Here is a 17,555-nt window from a genome sequence, read left to right as displayed (position 1 = left end):
GCTGCGCAGCCGAACGGGGGCAAGCCCCCTCGCCACAAAAGCCCGCTCGGCAGCGATCAGTCAGAGGCCGCGCAAATCCCGCTCTTCGATCGGCCGGCTCTGGCGCAGACGCTTGCCGCCCAGCACCACCCAGTCGATCAGTCGGAACAGGCATTCAATGCCGAACGACAGCAGCAACGCGCCACTCATGCCCCAGATCATCGCTTCCGGCGTCAGCAGGATCTGGTAACTGTAGCCGTTCCAGGTTTCCTTGCGAATATCCGGGTCGGCGGCCAGGGCCACTTGCAGGACGCGGATGTACCACGGGCCCTGCATGGCCTGGAATTGCTTGTCGAGGGCCAGTTGACGGGTGAGCAAGGTGCTCAGGCTGTCGGCATCGCTGCGAAAGATCGGGTCTTCGCTGGCCCGGTAATGGGCCACGAGCGCTTGCATATCACCCTTGAAAAACTGATTGGCGGTGCCCTGGAAACCGCTCAAACCGGTCTGCGCCTCGATCAGATGCGCCTCGACCCGCTTGGCATAGTCATTGATGAACCCAGGCACCTGGACACCGATCAACAGGCCCGCCGCGAACAACACCAGCCGTAGATAACTGAGCAACATGGGGGATAGATCCTTATTCGGTCTTGCCCTGGCTGACGCATTCACCGCGTCGCCAGAGGCTCCATTGGCCCGGTTCGTAGCGGGTCCAGGTTTCGTTTTCGGTCAAGGGTTCGGTGGCGATCACCGTAACCACGTCGTTGGGTGTGGTCTCGGCCTGGAAGTCGACGATCACATCGACGTCCTTCAAACGCGCCGGGCCGAACGGTGCTCGGCGGGTGATCTGCGCCAGTTTGCTCGAGCAGTAGCAGAACAGCCAGTCGCCGTCGCTGAGCAAGCAGTTGAACACGCCTTTGCTGCGGTACTCGGCGCAGGCGGCCACCAGGTCCGGCAACAGTGCTTCGATCTCTACCGGCTCGGGGAACGCAGCGCGTACCCGGTTGAGTAAATCGCAGAATGCCGCTTCGCTGTCGGTATCGCCAACGGGGCGGTAAAAACTGGCGGTCGGGTTGAAATCGGCCAATTGGCCGTTGTGGGCGAAACACCAGTTGCGCCCCCACAACTCGCGCACGAACGGGTGGGTGTTGGACAGGCACACTTTGCCAACGTTGGCTTGGCGAATGTGCCCGATCACCACTTCGCTCTTGATCGGATAGCGCTGCACCAGGTTCGCCACTTCCGACTCGCTGCTCGCCGCCGGGTCCTGGAACAGCCGCAGGCCACGGCCTTCATAAAAAGCGATGCCCCAGCCGTCACGGTGCGGCCCGGTGCGGCCACCGCGCTGCATCAGCCCGGTGAAGCTGAACACGATATCGGTCGGGACATTGGCGCTCATGCCCAATAACTCACACATGCTCGGACTCTCGATTCAATGCAGGGGCACGGTTATAGACGCGGTTCGACCCGCAAACGCTGAGGGTTGCTCGGCACCGGTGGCCGGCCGTAACGATCATCGCCGGCACCGCCGAAAGGCTGATCGTCATCAGGCTCGTCGGCCCGCGCCGCTGCCTTGGCGGCAGCCGCCTTTTCCTTGCGAGCGCTGGAGGCACGCTCGATGGGAAAACGGATGGCCACGAACACCAGGTAAATGCCGAAGGCAATCATGCCGTACATGAACAGATCGGAAACCGCGCGCCAGGCGTTGTTGCCGACCTTGAACAGCAAGTCGAGGGCCGTAATGGCGATGGCCGGGGCGACCTTTTCTTTCACCGGGTCGATGATGGTCGGGCTAAACAGCAACACCGCCACCAGCAGCCGCAGCGGCTCACGCAGCCAACGCCACATCCAGCGGGTGATGCGCATCCACACCAACAGGCAGCCTAAAGCGGCGAAGGCATAGAGGCCCCAAGCGATCAGATAGTCGTTCTCGGTCATGGTGTCCATGGCAAGGCAGGCAAAGAGGCGCTTATAGTAACGACTTTTCGCACGTCAGGCTTGTCCCAATACCAGTCGGGCAAGACACAGACCTGTGGGAGCAGGCTTATGTGGCGAGGGGGCTTGCCCCCGTTGGACTGCGCAGCAGTTCCTTTTTTGGGGCCGCTTCGCAGCCCAACGGGGGCAAGCTCCCTCGCCACAGAAAAGCCCCCTCACCACAGACCCGCTCCCACAGGTTGCGAAGCCCCTATTCCGTACATCGTCCGAGAGCCATTCATGCCCCTATCCGCCAACGTCAACAGCGCTCCGATTGCCCACAAGGCCGACGGTTCCGACCCGTATGCCTGGCTGCAGGAGCGCGACACCGACGCGGTGCTCGATTACCTGAAAGCTGAAAACCGCTATCAAGAGGCGCAAACCGCCGATCAGGCCGGTCTGCGTGAAACCCTGTTCGAAGAGATCAAGGGACGGATTCTCGAAACCGATCTGTCGCTGCCCTCACCTTGGGGTCCGTACCTGTATTACACCCGCACCACTGCCGGCGACGAATATGCCCGTCACTACCGCTGCCCACGTCCGGCCGATGGCAGCCTGCAGATCGACGAAAGCCAGGAACTACTGCTGCTTGATCCGAACGTGCTGGCCAAGGGCGGCTTCTTTTCCCTGGGCGCGTTCAGCATCAGCCCGGACCACCAGCGTCTGGCCTACAGCATCGACTCCAGCGGCGAAGAGATTTACACGCTGTTCGTGAAGGAATTATCCAGCGGCCGCGTCAGCGAACTGGAATTCCAGGACTGCGACGGCAGCATGACCTGGGCCAATGACAGCCTGACGCTGTTCTTCGGCGAACTCGACGACACCCATCGCCCGCACAAACTGTTCCGCTACCGGCTGGACGGCACCGCGGCCGAAGAAGTGTTCCATGAGCCGGACGGCCGATTCTTCCTGCATTGCTACCGCTCAAGCTCCGAACGGCAACTGCTGTTATCGCTGGGCAGCAAGACCACCAGCGAAGTCTGGGTGCTCGACGCCTCGCTGCCGCATCAGGCCTTCACCTGCCTGGCGCCGAGGGTCGAAGATCATGAGTACGATGTCGACCACGGCAAACTTGATGGCGAGTGGACGTGGCTGATCCGCACCAACCGCGACGGCATCAACTTCGCGCTGTACCAGGCCGCCGATACTGGCGTCGCACCGACCGAAGCCGACTGGCAGAACCTGATTCCCCACAGCGACACGGTGATGCTCGAAGGCATGAGCCTGAACGCCGAGGCCATGACCCTGAGCCTGCGTGAAGGCGGCCTGCCGATCATCGAAGTGCGCCCACGGGACTTGGTGCCGTATCGCGTGCAATTGCCGGATGCGGCCTACAGCCTGCACGTGCAGAACAGCCTGGAATTTGTCAGCGACAGGATCCGTCTGCGCTACGAAGCCTTGAACCGTCCGGCGCAGATCCGACAACTGATTCTGACCACCGGCGAGCAGCAAGTCCTCAAGGAAACCCCGGTGCTCGGCCCGTTCGACGCCGATGCGTACGTCAGCCAGCGGCTGTGGGCGACGGCACCGGACGGTACGCAAGTGCCGATCAGCCTGGTGGTCAAACGCGAGTTCCTCGGCAAGCCGACGCCGCTTTATCTGTACGGCTACGGCGCCTACGGCGAAAGCCTCGACCCGTGGTTCTCCCACGCGCGCCTGAGCCTGCTGGATCGCGGCATGGCGTTTGCCATCGCCCATGTACGCGGTGGCGGTGAGCTGGGCGAAGCCTGGTACCGCGCCGGCAAGCAGGAACACAAGCACAACACCTTCAGCGACTTTATCGCGTGCGCCGAACACCTGATCGCCAACGCCTTCACCACCCCGTCGCAGCTGGCGATCAGCGGTGGCAGCGCCGGTGGCCTGTTGATTGGCGCGGTACTCAATCAGCGGCCGGAGCTGTTCGGTGCAGCGATTGCCGAAGTGCCGTTCGTCGACGTGCTTAACACCATGCTCGACCCGGAGCTGCCGCTGACCGTCACGGAATACGACGAGTGGGGCAACCCGCAAGAGCCGGACGTCTATGATCGGATCAAGGCCTACGCCCCGTACGAAAACGTCACCGCGCAAGCCTATCCGGCAACGCTGGTGATCGCCGGCTACAACGACAGTCGCGTGCAGTACTGGGAAGCGGCCAAGTGGGTGGCGAAATTACGCGCGACCAAAACCGACACCAATCCCCTGCTGCTCAAGACCGAATTGGGTGCCGGGCATGGCGGGATGAGCGGTCGTTATCAGGGATTACGTGATGTAGCCCTCGAATACGCATTTGTTTTCAAGGTTTTGGGCATCGCCTGAGGAACTTGGCCCGGCGTATCGGTCTTAACACCAGACACTGGGCGCGATCCCTTGTAGGAGCGAGGCTTGCCCGCGAAGGCATTATCACGGCCGACATTGATGTTGAATGTCAGGGCCTCTTCGCGGGCAAGCCTCGCTCCTACAAGGGGGCGGTGACTGGAACAGACACAGACACAAGAAAAAGACCGTGACGACATGTCAGAACCGACCTTACTGAACAACGAAATTCGCGACTGGCTGATGGACTGCGGCCTGTTCGATCAACTGCTGCCGGCAGACTTCGTGGCAGCTTCGGGTTACTTCAGCATCAGCACCATTCCCGAAGGCGAAGAGATTTTCCATGAGGGCGATGCTGGCAGTTTCATGTGCATCATCCACACCGGCCAGGTCGCGGTGCAGAAGACCAACAGCGACGGGCAACGAGTGACCATGGCCACCTTGCGCAGCGGTCGGGCGTTCGGAGAAATGGCTGTGCTCGACGGTGAACGACGCTCAGCCAGTTGCGTGGCCGCGAGCAATTGCCAGTTGCTCAACCTGGGCAAGGACTCCCTGGAAAAAATGCTCAACGACGCGCCGAAAATCGCCGCCAAGATCATCCGCGCCCTCGCCGTCTCCCTCTCCAAACGCTTGCGCATGGCCGACGGGCAACTGCTCTTGCAGCAGGTCTAGCCTCCCGGCGTTTTGATTTTCGTCGTGCTCGGTTCAAGGCCCGGCAAGGTCTGGTCCTTGGGTGGATTGGGCATTTCGATCGGCGGTAACAGCGGTGCTCCGCCACTGCCGGTACCGGCCTTGGGCACACTGGTCGGGGTGATCTGCGGATACGGCGTCGGAGTGGCGGTGCCGGGTGAGCCGGGCATCGGCACAGGGCTGGTGGGGATGGTTTGCAGTTCCTGGGCTTGCACTGCAGTTATCGAGAGCGCGGCCAAGGCAATGACCGTTAGAATGGTGCGCTTCATCAATGGCTCCGTTAGCCTTGTGGTCTTTTTGCAGGCTACTCCCAACTGCGCGTGTTTGCCTTCCTCCATCTGTCAATTTCTCCTCAAGAGCGCCCCATGAAACGTTTCGTTCTGCTCGACACCACCCCCATCCCTGAAAACGGCGGTGCCCTGTGCCTGTTCGAATACGGCGAGGACTTCGTCATCAAGATTCAGGGTGGCGACGGCGGGCAGTTGATGAACACCCGCATGCACGGCTCCGAAGATGCCCTGGCCGAAATCCCCTGCCGCAAAGTCGCCGGCCGGCCGAATTCGCGGGTATTGATCGGTGGCCTGGGCATGGGCTTCACCCTGGCCTCGGCGCTCAAGCATTTGGGCAAGACGGCTGAAGTGGTGGTCGCCGAACTGGTGCCCGGCGTGGTGGAGTGGAATCGCGGGCCGCTGGGCGAGAAAGCCGGTAACCCGCTGCTCGACCCGCGCACCGTGATCCGTATGGAGGACGTGGCCAAAGTACTGCAAGCCGAGCCGCAAGGTTTCGATGCGATCATGCTTGACGTCGACAACGGCCCCGAAGGTTTGACCCAGAAGGCCAACAGCTGGCTCTACTCCGCCGGCGGCCTGAGTGCCTGCGCCAAGGCCCTGCGGCCAAAAGGCGTGCTGGCGGTGTGGTCGGCCAGCGCCGACCGGCAGTTTTCCGACAAGCTGAAAAAAGCCGGCTTCAAGGCCGAGGAAGTGCAAGTCTTCGCCCACGGCAACAAGGGCACCCGCCACACCATCTGGATTGCCGAGAAGCTCAAGGGCTGAGCTAAACTCACGTCATAACCGTCATTAGTCTTTTTACAAAGGTGAACCCATGAGTTCGTCCACCCCAACCAACACATCGAAGCTGGACCGCATCCTTGCCGACAACCAGCGCGACAAGGAAATGGGTTACCGCGACAAAGCCCTGAAGATGTACCCGCACGTGTGTGGCCGCTGCGCCCGTGAGTTCTCCGGCAAACGCCTGAGCGAACTGACCGTGCATCACCGCGACCACAACCACGACAACAACCCTCAGGATGGCTCGAACTGGGAGCTGTTGTGCCTGTATTGCCACGACAACGAACACTCGCGCTATACCGATCAGCAGTATTTCGATGAAGGTTCGCTGAGTACGCCGAAGATTGCCAAGGCGACGCACAACCCGTTTGCGGCGTTGGCGGGGTTGATGAAGAAGGAAGATTAAAGATCTTCAATGCCCCAACTGGCCTCATCGCGAGCAGGCTCGCTCCCACAGGGATTTTCTGTGAACACAGTAATTGTGAACACCACAGATCCAATGTGGGAGCGAGCCTGCTCGCGATAGCATTTGTCCGGGCACCACCAATCTCCAAACTGAACACCCCTCCCCCAATCCCCGTATAATCGCCGTTTTTTCCCCGAAGGCACCCCGCTCGTGGCAGACAAACGGTACAGCTGCATTGGTTTGTATAACCCCAAATCACCGGAGAACGTCGGTTCGGTCATGCGCGCCGCCGGCTGCTATGGCGTGGCGTCGGTTTTTTACACCGGCAAGCGCTATGAACGCGCCGCCGATTTCGTCACCGACACCAAGCGAGTCCACTACGACATCCCGCTGATCGGCATCGACGACCTGAAGAAAATCCTGCCCTTGGGCTGTGTCCCGGTCGCCGTGGAACTGGTCGACGGCGCCCGCTCGCTGCCGGAATACACTCACCCGGATCGCGCCCTCTACATCTTCGGCCCCGAAGACGGCTCGCTGGATAAAGAAATCCGCGAGTGGTGCGAAGACGTGGTCTACATCCCGACCACCGGCTGCATGAACCTGGCGGCCACCGTCAACGTCGTGCTGTACGACCGCATGGCCAAGGGCAACAACACCCGTTCGGGCCCGAAATTCCGCTGAATTGTCGCATATTCGATGGAACAAGCCGCTCACCCAGGCAGTCAGCTAAATATCGATTGCTGAAGCAACCCTTCCCTGCCTGGAGACAGATCATGCGCGAGTTCAATCCTGTAGAACGTATCGAGACTACCCCGTTCCAGAGCCCTTCCGAACAGAACGTTCATGGTTGGGAACGCGCAGGCTCCCTGGCGGGTGGCGTGGTCATGTTAAGCAAAGGTCTGCGACGCGGTGGCGTGTTCGGATTGATTGAAATAGCCATCGGCGGCATCGCCCTCGCCCGGGGAATCACCGGGCATTGCTCAGCGAAAAGACTGTTGGAAAAGAATCGTCAGGACATGGAAAACGCACGCGCGCGAATCGAGCGCGCCGGGGAAGAGTTGAGCCGGTTGAAGGCGAATGCGCGAGCGGCGACCAACACCGCAACCGTGACGGGTAACGATTCGTTGAAGTCGCCTAAAGCCGGGGTTTGATCCGAAAGTTGCGGTGAGGCTCAGGGCCTCTTCGCGGGCAAGCCTCGCTCCTACGGGAATTTTTGAATTCTCTCGTTCCGTAGGAGCGAGGCTTGCCCGCGATGGCGGTGCTACTGAAGCAACCCGGTATCGAGCACCTTGGAAGACTCGCCAATAACGCTTTGCGCGAGCTGAATGAATTCCTGGGTATCCACACTTTCCAAATGCATCGCTCCACGCAGCACATCATCCAGCGAGCGCTTGTTGCGGGTTTTCAGGCGAATCTCGCGGTCCAGTTCCTGTAGCAACACCACCGCTTTGGCCACCTGCGCCGGATTGATCTGCTCACCGCGCAATGTGCTGACCTTCTGGCTGTCCTTGACCAACTTGCTGTGCAGGCTTTCATACCGCTCATCACTCATGCCGCCTGCGCGGCGCATCAGTTCGATGGCGTAGTACTCGGCAAACCCTTCGCTGATCCAGTCACTGCGCTGGCTGTCGTTGATCCGCCCGAACACCTGAGCCAATTCGCGCACCAGCGCACTGGTGCCGCTTTCGCTGACCAGCGGCAGACGGCTGTTGAGGTAGATCGATTCATGGGCGCCCAGGCTGCCGCGCCACATCGGGTCGTTGCCGCCGACAATCAGCAATTTGCCGGGATGACGCGGAAAAACTGCCTGCACTTGCGGCCAGACAAAAGTCAGCAGCGTCAGCACGTCCATGCGACGCATACCCTGCCCCTGTGGCGAGGCGACGGTGACTTCGGTTTCCCCCAGCCGCGTGCGACGGCTGCCAAGGTGGCCGGCGAGCATCCAGCCAGTGGGACGGTCGAACAGGCGCGAGACGTTATCGATCCGGAACTTGTTCTTGCCGATCCGCGGCCAGGCGGTTTCGACGCTTTTCCAACCGCTGGGCAATTCGAATTCAAGGCGTGAAACCAGTTCGATGCCGTCCTGCTGATCGAGTTTGGCCGCAGGCACCAGGTCATCGCCACGCATCAGCGCCCAGTTCGGCGTCATGCGGGTGTCGAAGCTGCCGCTCTTGCGTCCATGGCTGATGCTCACGCGGTAGGTCAGGCTGGCCTTGTCGGCGGTTGGGCGCCAGACACCACGGGCCTGTTTGCCCGGTGTGAGCTGCCATTGGCCATCGGCCTTGAAATCACTGTAGTGACTGCCGTCGCCCAAGTCGAAATCCAGACTGCGCACCGCCGAGCCCTGTGCCAGGGTCAGGCGCACTTCGGCCTGATCGCTTTGCGGCAACAGGCGCACGTGATAATCCAGATCGACTTTCTTCGCCGCCCACACGGGCGAACTCAGGGCCAAAAGTCCAAAGGCTAATGCCAGGCGCACTCCCACAGCCATACACACTCCTAGTGTGGCGAGCGAGCTTGCTCGCGCCGGGCTGCGTAGCGGCCCCAAATTCTTGTAATCACCGCCGATTGTGTGGCAATGAATTAACCCGCACGAAAAATCAGATGGTCTTCCCAATCGTCTTCGGCCACGCTGCCCTCGGCGAGCATGCGCCCGGACTGGGAAATACGTTCGTGGTGCACCGCATCGCGATCACCGCACACCAGATGATGCCAGAGCGGCAAATCCTTGCCTTCGCTGACCAGTCGATAACCGCAGGTCGGCGGCAGCCATTTGAACTCATCGGCCTTGCCCGGCGTGAGCTGAATGCAATCGGGTACAAAGTCGCGGCGGTTGGGGTAATCGGTGCACTGACAGGTTTTGAGGTCCAGCAGTTTGCAGGCGATACGCGTGTAGTAGACGGAGTTGTCGTCTTCGTCCTCTAGTTTTTGCAGGCAGCACAGGCCACAGCCATCGCACAGCGATTCCCATTCCTCTTGATCGAGTTGATCGAGGGTTTTGCGTATCCAGAACGGTTCGACTTTGGCGGCCATGGCTCAAGCATCAACATCAGGTGGTGAAAGGCCGCCAGTCTAGTGCCAAGGCACCGGCGGGCCAAGCATTGGCGACTGCCGGTACAACGGAACTTGTCAGTTATAACGCCCCCAAGTAACTTTGCCGTCACAAGGAGCCATGCTCAAATGCCATTAACGCTCAACCGCGTTGCATTCAGGTGAACTACCCAGGCTCTCGAAAAACCTCATCGCTCAGCTCAACTGCGCCCGCAGGTTTCAGACGAACCTCACTTTCAAACGTAAAGGAATCTCTTGATGAGTGCTAATCCACGCGTTGCCGACTACGCCATTCACCCTCAGTTCACTGATCGCTGGTCGCCCCGCGCGTTCACCGGCGAAACCATTCCCGTCGAGACCCTGCTGAGCTTCTTCGAAGCCGCGCGCTGGGCGCCATCGGCGTACAACTCGCAGCCTTGGCGGTTTCTTTACGCACGTCGCGACACGCCGAACTGGGAGCGTTATCTGAGTCTGCTGAACGAGTTCAACCGCAGCTGGGCGCAGCACGCCTCGGCGCTGGTGATCGTCGTCTCGAAAACCACCTTCGCGGTACCTGGCGCCACTGAAGAAACACCAGCGCTGTGGCACACCTTCGACACGGGTTCGGCCTGGGGTCACCTGGCGCTGCAAGCGAGCATCAGCGGCTGGCACACCCACGGCATGGCCGGCTTCGATCAGGACCTGACCCGCAAAGAGCTGAATATTCCTGAGGGCTATGCGCTGCACGCGGCGGTGGCGATCGGCAAGCTGGGCGACAAGGCGACGCTGGCCGAGTACCTGCAAGCACGCGAAGAACCAAGCCCGCGTCGTCCGCTGAACGAGTTGGCGGCCGAGGGTGATTTCACCCTCTAACCATGTGGCGAGGGGGCTTGCCCCCGTTTGAGTGCGCAGCACTCACAAAATCTGTGGCATATCAGCAATTTTGGGGCTGCTGCGCAGCCCAACGGGGGCAAGCCCCCTCGCCACAAGCCCGCTCCCACATTTAATGGGTGGTGGATTTAATACCCGCGTGAAAAATCCACTTCCCCACGCAACGCTTCACCCGCCTGATACGCCCGCAGGTTTTCGACAAACAGCTTCACCATCATCGATGGCGAAGTCGGTGCCGAACTGTGCCCCGTCAGCAGCAGGCCCCACGCGGTCCAGAACGGATGGCGTTGCGGCAGCGGTTCCTGACGGCAGACGTCGATCACGGCCCCGGCCAGATGCCCTTCCTTCAAGGCTTCCACCAGGTCCGCATCGACCACCGCCACACCGCGCCCGACGTTGATGAACAACCCGGTCGGCTTGAACTGCTTGAACAGTGCGGCGTCGTACAGGTCGTGAGTATTCGGGGTGTTCGGCAGCAGATTGATCACGTAATCCACCTTACCGACCAGACGCGGCAAGTCGCTCAGCGCGCCGACTTCGACAAACGGCGTCTGCTCGCGAGCTTCGCTGGCGATGCCATATAACTCGACGCCAAACGGCAGCAGAAACTGCGCCACGGTCTGACCGATGTCACCGGTGCCGACGATCAACACCTTGCGCCCGGCCAGGCTTTGACCCTGGCGGTTGTCCCATTTACGCTCGACCTGGCTGACCAGGCGCGCCAGTACTTCGCGCTCGTGGCCGAGCATGTAAGTCAGTACGTATTCGGCCATGACCTGACCGAAAATCCCTACCGCGCGAGTCAGGCGATAGTGCCGTGGCAGGCCGTCGGCCAGCAACGGCGTGATGCCGGCCCAGGTCGACTGCAGCCATGCCGGCGTGTGGCCCTGACGCAACAGCGTCGCCAGCAGGTCCGGCTGACCGAGCCAGACCTGGCAATCGGCGGCCTGACGGGCCAGTTCGGCGGAGTCACCGCTGGTCAGTACTTCCAGATCAGGCGCTGCCTGACGCAGCAGTTGGGCGTACACAGGGTGGTCGTGTTCAGCAATCAGCACGCGCATGGTTCAAACCTTTCAAAAACAGTGCAGACGGCCGCCGACGGAGTGTCACTCCATCGCCCTGGCCATCGCCAAAATCATTCCAGTGTTTCACAAAGGCTCTGAACAGAGCCTGTTTGCCGATTACATCGGGTCGTTGCGTCGCAGCAATTCTTCCGGCAGATGCTCGATGTATTCGTCTTCGGCCGGCGGCATTTGCAGGTGGTAACCCTGTTTTTCGAGGTTTTCCAGCACCACAGTGATGTCTTCGCGCGACAGCTTGCGCTCGGGCGTCAGCACCAGATCGAAAGCGTGATGCGGTTTGCCGAAGGCCGCCATCAGACTTTCCGGAACGCGCTCCAGTGCATCGCTTTTGAGCACATAGAGGTACATCTCGTTTTTCTTCAGGCTTCGATAGATGGAGCAAATACGTTTCAAGGCTGTTCTCCGGCGGTGGCCAGGCTGTCGAGCAGCGCTTGGCCCATCAATTCGCGGCGCCAGCCACGCAGCGAATCAGGCAATTGGTAAGGACCATTGGGGAAGCCGCTCTTGAGCAGCGCTTCCAGGGTTTTCTTGCGCAGCATCAGTTCTGGCGCGATGTTCAGGCGTTCGGCTTCGGCCTGGCCAATCGCGCGCAGTTGTTTGACCAGCGCGGCGGCGTCCACCGGCAACGGCTCCGGCACCGCCGGTGGCCATTGATCAGGCGACACACTGCCAGAGCGCTTGATCAGATCAAGCAGAAATTCGCCGTCCTGACGCACGGTACGCGGGTGCATGTCTTCGATTTTCGCCAGCGCGCCGAGGTTGTCCGGTTGCGTGCGCGCCAACGGCCACAGGGAATGCTCACGGACAATACGGTTGCGTGGCAGATCGCGGGCACGGGCTTCGCGTTCGCGCCAGGCGCAAAGTTCACGCAACACGGCGAGTTGGGCACGGGACAGCTTCCAGGCCAGTTTGGCATCGCGATAGACCTCATACGGGTCGACCTCGCGACGCAGATTGGCCACCAGTTCGGCACCGTCTTCCAAAACCCAGGCGTATTTTTCGTCAGAAAGCTTCGGACGCAGCTGTACGAAAACTTCCGCCAGGTGCAAGGCATCTTCGGCGGCGTAGCTGATCTGGGTGTCGGACAGAGGACGTTGCAGCCAGTCGGAACGGGTCTCGCCCTTGGGCAGATCGATGCCAAGCACTTCCTGCACCAGCCGCGAATAACCCATGGAAAAACCGAGGTTCAGGTAAGCGGCGGCCAGTTGGGTGTCGAACAGCGGCGCCGGCAGGCTGCCGGTCAGGCGCAACAGGACTTCGAGGTCTTCGCTGCACGCATGCACGACTTTGACCACGGCCGGGTTTTCCAGCAACGCGGCCAACGGCTGCCAATTGTCGATAGTCAGCGGGTCAATCAGGTAAGCGCGTACGCCATCGCCGATCTGCAGCAGGCCTGCGATCGGGTAAAAGGTGTCGACCCGCATGAATTCGGTGTCGAGGGCAACGAATGGCAGCTGCTGCCACTCGGCACAAAACTGACCGAGGCTATCGTTGTCGCGAATCCAGTGAATATCGATGGCCACACGGCTCTCCCTTGAAGAATGGCGCGCAGTATATATCGCCCCCGGCGATTTCCGCGCATTCACTGAACAAGAGCTTTAGCGAAAATACCTGCTGAACCGCAAGAATAGTCTGACAGGAGGAGACTAGCTGCCCTTACGCAGCACGTAGACCCGCATCCGCGCACAACCCGGCAGGAAGTCCTGATGGCTGAGCAAGTGGAAACCCGCCTGCCTGAACTCGGCCTCAAGCTCGGCCTTGCTCGCCTGTGGCTGGGCCTGTGCGCCTTCCACACCCGATCGGCGCAGTTTGAAATGCGCATCAACCCGCACTGCCACAATCACGGTGTCGCGACTGACCCGATGGAACTCGCCCAGCAGGGCCAACCGATGCTCGGGACTGGTGATGTGTTGAAACAGTTGCATGCAAAAAATGCAATCAACCGCGTTCGCCGACAAACCGATGGTGAAGGCTGAACTCTGAAAGGTCTTGATCCGTTCCAGCAGTTGCTGCGGATGGTGGGTGCGGGCGTGATCGAGCATGTCCTGAGACGGATCGGTCGCAAGAATCACCCGATTCGCATGCTCGGCCAGTATCGACCAGAAGCGCCCGGCACCGCAGGCTACATCAAGAACCAATCCCGGTTCGCCAGCGACCTGAAGCGCGTTACGCACCAGTTGCTCGTCGCGCCAGAACGTCAAACGCCCCGCCAGGCCATGCGGTCGCGACTGAAGACAGACGCGGGCGTGTTCCTGGTCGTAGTGCCGGGCGAACTCCAGTTCGATGGCGGATGGGGGCAACGCGGACATGTGCAATGGCTCTTGTAGGACGTTTCAGACGCCGCAGGTTAGCGGTCGCTACGTGAAAAAAAGGTCGGTTCACTCATTCTTTGGCCAACACACCGTCGATCACTGCGCCGCGGCATCCGGCAAACATGTCCAGCTGCGGGTCGTAGACCTTGCTGTTGACTTCAAGCAGGCCGAGCATCGAATGGAACAGGTTGTCCTGGCTCAAGGGCTTTTCACGACTCAGTTGCAGGCAATGGGTGTCCACCGAGAACGACTTTTGATAGCTGTCGGAGAACCATGCCAGCATTGCTACATGCTTCTGTTGTTCCGGCGCCAGCATGTAAGGCGTGCCATGAAGGAACAGGTTGTATTCGCCCAGCGATTCGCCGTGGTCCGACAGATAAAGCATCGCGGTATCGACTTTATCCTGATTGCTGCGCAACAGATCGATCAGGGTCGACAGCACGTGGTCGGTGTACACCAACGTGTTGTCATAGCCATTGACGATACTTTCGCGGCTGCAATTGTTCAGTGCATTGCTTTCACACACTGGGGTGAAGTGTTCGTACTCTTTAGGGTAGCGCTTGAAATATTCCGGACCGTGACTGCCCATTTGGTGCAGTACCAGCACGGTGTCTTTATCCAGCGTGTCGATGAAGTGCTGCAAACCTTGCAGGAGAATTTCATCGCGACACTCGCTATTGGCACACAACACCGGGTCTTTCAGATTACTCACGTCGTCGACAGTGACCCGATCGCAGGTGCCTTTGCAGCCCGACTGGTTATCGCGCCAGATCACCTCGAGACCCGCGTGCTTGAGCACATCCAGCAGACCTTCCTCGTTCTTCGCCTTGCTGGCGTTGTAATCCTTGCGGCCCATGTTGGAGAACATGCAGGGCACCGACACGGCCGTTTCCGTACCGCAAGAATGCACATCGGTGAAGGCAATCAGGCCGGCCTCTTTATCCAGTTTGGGTGTGGTGTCGCGGTGATAACCCAGGATGCCGAAGTTCTCGGCCCGGGCACTTTCACCCACCACCAGTACCGTCAGGGATTTACGGCCGTGGGTTTGCCAGATCGGGTTTTTCCGAGCGTCTTCACCGATATTGATGAAGGGCTGCCGGGCAGACACTACTTGCTCGCGCAGATAGCCGAGCGAGGCACCGATGTAGTTGCTTGGCACCACCATCAGGCGCAATTCATGGTGATTGCGAAACAACGACGACAGGCCTTGATAGTTGACCAGGGCGACACCACCGATCACCGCAACCGATGCGACACTCACCAACACTTTACTTAATAACTCACGGTGCCAGCGACGGTAATTGACGGGGATCTGCCACAACAACCACGACGGTAATATTCCGAGAAGCGCAATATAAACAAACAACTTCACGGACAGTAAGTCGCGCACTTCCGTGGCATTGGTTTCCGCGAAGTTACGCAACATACCGGCGTCGATCAGCACACCATATTGGCTCATGAAATAAGCCACGCCGGCACTGACCAAAAAGATCAGCGTCAACACGGGCTTCATCACAAACCGGAATGCCAGCAAGGTCAGCACAATGTTGAAGACCGCCAGGATCATCACCCCGAACGCGACACGCATGGCGATGCCTTGACCGTCTGCAGCGGTGATATCGAAGAGGTGCTGCCAGAGAACTGAATTGAACCCGGACAATAAAAAGGCACTGGCAATCAACGTCACCCACTCCGGGCGCACGGATTTTAACTTCAACATGATGATTGGCTGTTCCTGAAAAGAAGTGCCCGCGGCAAATGTGAAAATTTCATTTACCGCGACAACACAAATCTTAAGCAACCAACCATCAATTTTTCGTGAAAAAGAAGCCAACGAATAGTTGGCTCATGGCATTAGGCCCAAACTTTCAACACGGGCGACTGGTGTCCTGTCTCACCAATACGCTCCTCTTTTGACGAGTGGCTGTTGCCGTCAGACAAGGCGCCGCGACGAGTCATAGCCCGCTATGGCGAGGAGCGGCAACGCAGCATGACGGCAACAGACGCCGTCAAAAAGGAACAGTATTGGCGAGACAGGACACTAAATTCAGGCCTGATGCAGATACCAGCGCCAGTCCTGCTCACCGACTTCACCCATGAACTGCCGGTACTCGGCACGTTTCACCGCCAGATACACGCCAAGAAACTCACTGCCGAAGGCCTCACGCGCCCAGTTCGACGCTTGCAGTGCTCGCAATGTGGTCAACCAGTCGGTGGGTAACAACTCCGTGGCCTGGGCATACCCGTTGCCCTCGACCGGTGCACCAGGATCCATCTGCTCACGGATGCCGCGATGAATGCCGGCCAGAATAGCCGCAGCCGCCAGATAGGGGTTGGCATCGGCACCACAGATGCGGTGCTCGATATGCCGGGAGAATGCCGGCCCGCCGGGCACCCGCAAACTCACGGTGCGGTTGTCCACGCCCCAGGTGGCCGCCAGTGGTGCGTAGCTGTTGGTCTGGAAACGACGGTACGAGTTGGCGTTCGGACAGAACAGCAGCAATGAATCGAGCAACGTGCTGAGCATTCCGCCGACCGCTTGTTTAAGCAGCGGCGTGCCGTCCGGGGCTTCGCTGGCGAACAGATTATTGCCGTCCTTGTCCGCCAGGCTGACGTGCATGTGCATGCCAGTGCCGGCCAGATCATCAAAAGGCTTGGCCATGAAACAGGCCGCCATCCCGTGTTTGTGGGCCACGCCCTTGACCAGCCGTTTGTAGCGCACCGCTTCATCCATCGCCTGCAACGCATCGGTGCGGTGTTCGAGGGTGATTTCCACCTGCCCCGGCGCGTATTCGGAAATCGCCGTGCGCGCTGGAATACCCTGCAGTTTGCAGGCGCTGTAAAGGTCGGCCAGAAACGGCTCGATTTGCTCCAGTTCACGTAAGCCATAGACCTGCGTGGCGCGTGGTCGCCCGCCATCAACATCCCGCGCCGGCTGCGGCCGACCGTTGCTATCGCGCTGCTGGTCCAGCAAATAGAACTCCAGCTCCGCCGCCATCACCGGGTAATAACCGTCGGCCTGCAAGCCTTCAATAACCTTGGCCAGCAGGTGCCGTGGGTCGGCGATGGTCGCGGGCATGCCCTCTTTTGGATGCATGCTGACCTGCACCGCCGCCGTGGGAATCAATCGCCACGGCATACGCTGCAAACTGCCGCTGATCGGGTAAGCCCGGCAATCGATATCACCGACGTCCCAGACCAGCCCGGAATTTTCGACGTCATCGCCATTGATGGTCAGGCCCAGAATGGTACTCGGCAGCGGCCGCCCGCTTTCGTACACCGCCAGCAATTCATCGCGATGCAGCAACTTGCCCCGTGGCACACCGTTGTTGTCGAGGATGAACAGCTCGAACATCTCGATATCCGGATGATGTTCCAGGAAGGACAGGGCTTCTTCTTTCGTGGCGAAGGATGTCGTGGCACAGCTCATGGGAATTCTCGTCTATCCGCGTCAGGCAAACGCGCAGGCGCCGCCGGTTTGATCCCGGCGCACAGCGCGGGACCTGTCAGAACAATCAACGGGACATGCAGGAATCCGGCGGGCGGGCGTGGCGGCAGTGCCACAGTGCCCAGAAGGCCAGTTCAGAAGGGAGTGCAGACAGGATTGGCGCGCTGGCAGGTCTGTATAGACGACGTGGTTGAAGGCTTGAAGCGGCACCAGACGCCCCCTCGTGTTTGATGCCGATCAGCCAGACGTCCATGGAAAAGACCGCAGTAAACAGATGCAAAGCAGCGTCACACGGGCAGATAAGCCGTTAAATCCAGACTTGATGAACCTTGGTTGCAGATTGGCTAAACATTCCTCCCGGTAACCAACCTAATTTCTCGATAGTGC

The 17,555-nt window shown here is 59.8% G+C and carries 19 protein-coding genes; 7 read left to right on the top strand and 12 right to left on the bottom strand.

Features of this window, described 5'->3' with window-relative positions:
• Positions 1 to 60 precede the first annotated feature (60 nt).
• From PMI30_RS03185 to PMI30_RS03195, 3 genes are read right to left on the bottom strand one after another with little or no spacing between them, the layout of a single operon-like run.
• Positions 61 to 603, bottom strand: coding sequence for a DUF2937 family protein (locus PMI30_RS03185; RefSeq protein ID WP_007898711.1), 543 nt, complete (start codon positions 601 to 603; stop codon positions 61 to 63).
• A 13-nt stretch (positions 604 to 616) separates the two neighbouring features.
• The gene (locus PMI30_RS03190) at positions 617 to 1,393 is read right to left on the bottom strand and encodes a class II glutamine amidotransferase (protein ID WP_007898710.1); all 777 of its coding nucleotides are present in this window, start codon (positions 1,391 to 1,393) and stop codon (positions 617 to 619) included.
• A 32-nt stretch (positions 1,394 to 1,425) separates the two neighbouring features.
• Positions 1,426 to 1,923 (bottom strand): hypothetical protein, encoded by a 498-nt coding sequence (locus PMI30_RS03195; protein ID WP_008014226.1) that lies wholly within the window; start codon positions 1,921 to 1,923, stop codon positions 1,426 to 1,428.
• Positions 1,924 to 2,190: 267 nt separating this feature from the next.
• Here PMI30_RS03195 and PMI30_RS03200 point away from each other — a divergent pair, with 267 nt between their 5' ends.
• Both PMI30_RS03200 and PMI30_RS03205 read left to right on the top strand, forming a co-directional pair.
• A complete protein-coding gene (locus tag PMI30_RS03200) occupies positions 2,191 to 4,245 on the top strand; it encodes a S9 family peptidase (protein ID WP_008014224.1) in 2,055 nt (684 codons plus the stop codon).
• A gap of 195 nt (positions 4,246 to 4,440) precedes the next feature.
• A complete protein-coding gene (locus PMI30_RS03205) occupies positions 4,441 to 4,914 on the top strand; it encodes a cyclic nucleotide-binding domain-containing protein (protein ID WP_008014222.1) in 474 nt (157 codons plus the stop codon).
• Here PMI30_RS03205 and PMI30_RS03210 read toward each other — a convergent pair.
• Positions 4,911 to 5,201, bottom strand: a complete 291-nt coding sequence (locus tag PMI30_RS03210; RefSeq protein WP_032836252.1) for a hypothetical protein — start codon at positions 5,199 to 5,201, stop codon at positions 4,911 to 4,913. The genes PMI30_RS03205 and PMI30_RS03210 overlap by 4 nt on opposite strands.
• 96 nt (positions 5,202 to 5,297) lie before the next feature.
• Here PMI30_RS03210 and PMI30_RS03215 point away from each other — a divergent pair, with 96 nt between their 5' ends.
• The 4 genes from PMI30_RS03215 (at position 5,298) to PMI30_RS03230 (ending at position 7,556) form a co-directional block, all read left to right on the top strand.
• Entirely contained in the window at positions 5,298 to 5,984 is a 687-nt protein-coding gene (locus PMI30_RS03215) for a spermidine synthase (RefSeq protein ID WP_007898703.1), read from the top strand.
• Between the two features lie 49 nt (positions 5,985 to 6,033).
• Entirely contained in the window at positions 6,034 to 6,405 is a 372-nt protein-coding gene (locus PMI30_RS03220; RefSeq protein ID WP_007898702.1) for a YajD family HNH nuclease, read from the top strand.
• Positions 6,406 to 6,615: 210 nt separating this feature from the next.
• Positions 6,616 to 7,086, top strand: a complete 471-nt coding sequence (locus tag PMI30_RS03225; protein ID WP_007898701.1) for an RNA methyltransferase — start codon at positions 6,616 to 6,618, stop codon at positions 7,084 to 7,086.
• 92 nt (positions 7,087 to 7,178) lie between these two features.
• Positions 7,179 to 7,556 carry a YgaP family membrane protein gene (locus tag PMI30_RS03230; protein ID WP_008014216.1) on the top strand — a complete coding sequence of 126 codons (378 nt, stop codon included), beginning with the start codon at positions 7,179 to 7,181 and terminating at the stop codon, positions 7,554 to 7,556.
• Positions 7,557 to 7,666: 110 nt separating this feature from the next.
• Here the strand turns inward: PMI30_RS03230 and PMI30_RS03235 are convergent, their stop codons facing one another.
• Both PMI30_RS03235 and PMI30_RS03240 read right to left on the bottom strand, forming a co-directional pair.
• The gene (locus tag PMI30_RS03235) at positions 7,667 to 8,896 is read right to left on the bottom strand and encodes a hypothetical protein (RefSeq protein WP_008014214.1); all 1,230 of its coding nucleotides are present in this window, start codon (positions 8,894 to 8,896) and stop codon (positions 7,667 to 7,669) included.
• A gap of 92 nt (positions 8,897 to 8,988) precedes the next feature.
• Complete coding sequence (locus PMI30_RS03240; RefSeq protein ID WP_007898698.1) at positions 8,989 to 9,438, bottom strand: YcgN family cysteine cluster protein; 450 nt, start codon at positions 9,436 to 9,438, stop codon at positions 8,989 to 8,991.
• 276 nt (positions 9,439 to 9,714) lie between these two features.
• On the opposite strand from PMI30_RS03240, the gene PMI30_RS03245 reads away from it, so the two are divergent.
• The gene (locus tag PMI30_RS03245; protein ID WP_008014212.1) at positions 9,715 to 10,308 is read left to right on the top strand and encodes a nitroreductase family protein; all 594 of its coding nucleotides are present in this window, start codon (positions 9,715 to 9,717) and stop codon (positions 10,306 to 10,308) included.
• Between the two features lie 146 nt (positions 10,309 to 10,454).
• Here PMI30_RS03245 and PMI30_RS03250 read toward each other — a convergent pair whose 3' ends face one another.
• From PMI30_RS03250 to PMI30_RS03275, 6 genes are all read right to left on the bottom strand, one after another.
• The gene (locus PMI30_RS03250) at positions 10,455 to 11,387 is read right to left on the bottom strand and encodes a D-2-hydroxyacid dehydrogenase (protein WP_008014210.1); all 933 of its coding nucleotides are present in this window, start codon (positions 11,385 to 11,387) and stop codon (positions 10,455 to 10,457) included.
• A 120-nt stretch (positions 11,388 to 11,507) separates the two neighbouring features.
• Positions 11,508 to 11,801, bottom strand: coding sequence for a YcgL domain-containing protein (locus PMI30_RS03255; protein ID WP_007898694.1), 294 nt, complete (start codon positions 11,799 to 11,801; stop codon positions 11,508 to 11,510).
• The gene (gene rnd, locus PMI30_RS03260; RefSeq protein ID WP_007898693.1) at positions 11,798 to 12,931 is read right to left on the bottom strand and encodes a ribonuclease D; all 1,134 of its coding nucleotides are present in this window, start codon (positions 12,929 to 12,931) and stop codon (positions 11,798 to 11,800) included. The genes PMI30_RS03255 and rnd overlap by 4 nt, the downstream gene beginning before the upstream one ends.
• Positions 12,932 to 13,054: 123 nt before the next feature.
• Positions 13,055 to 13,717: a class I SAM-dependent methyltransferase gene (locus tag PMI30_RS03265; RefSeq protein WP_008014207.1), complete on the bottom strand. Its 663-nt coding sequence runs from the start codon at positions 13,715 to 13,717 to the stop codon at positions 13,055 to 13,057.
• A 73-nt stretch (positions 13,718 to 13,790) separates the two neighbouring features.
• A complete protein-coding gene (locus tag PMI30_RS03270) occupies positions 13,791 to 15,440 on the bottom strand; it encodes a phosphoethanolamine transferase (RefSeq protein WP_008014205.1) in 1,650 nt (549 codons plus the stop codon).
• A gap of 327 nt (positions 15,441 to 15,767) precedes the next feature.
• Positions 15,768 to 17,150 (bottom strand): glutamine synthetase family protein, encoded by a 1,383-nt coding sequence (locus PMI30_RS03275; protein WP_008014204.1) that lies wholly within the window; start codon positions 17,148 to 17,150, stop codon positions 15,768 to 15,770.
• Positions 17,151 to 17,555: the final 405 nt, after the last annotated feature.

The sequence above is a fragment of the Pseudomonas sp. GM50 genome, from assembly GCF_000282375.1.
Taxonomy (GTDB): domain Bacteria; phylum Pseudomonadota; class Gammaproteobacteria; order Pseudomonadales; family Pseudomonadaceae; genus Aquipseudomonas.
This window is presented reverse-complemented; position numbering and strand designations above follow the sequence as displayed.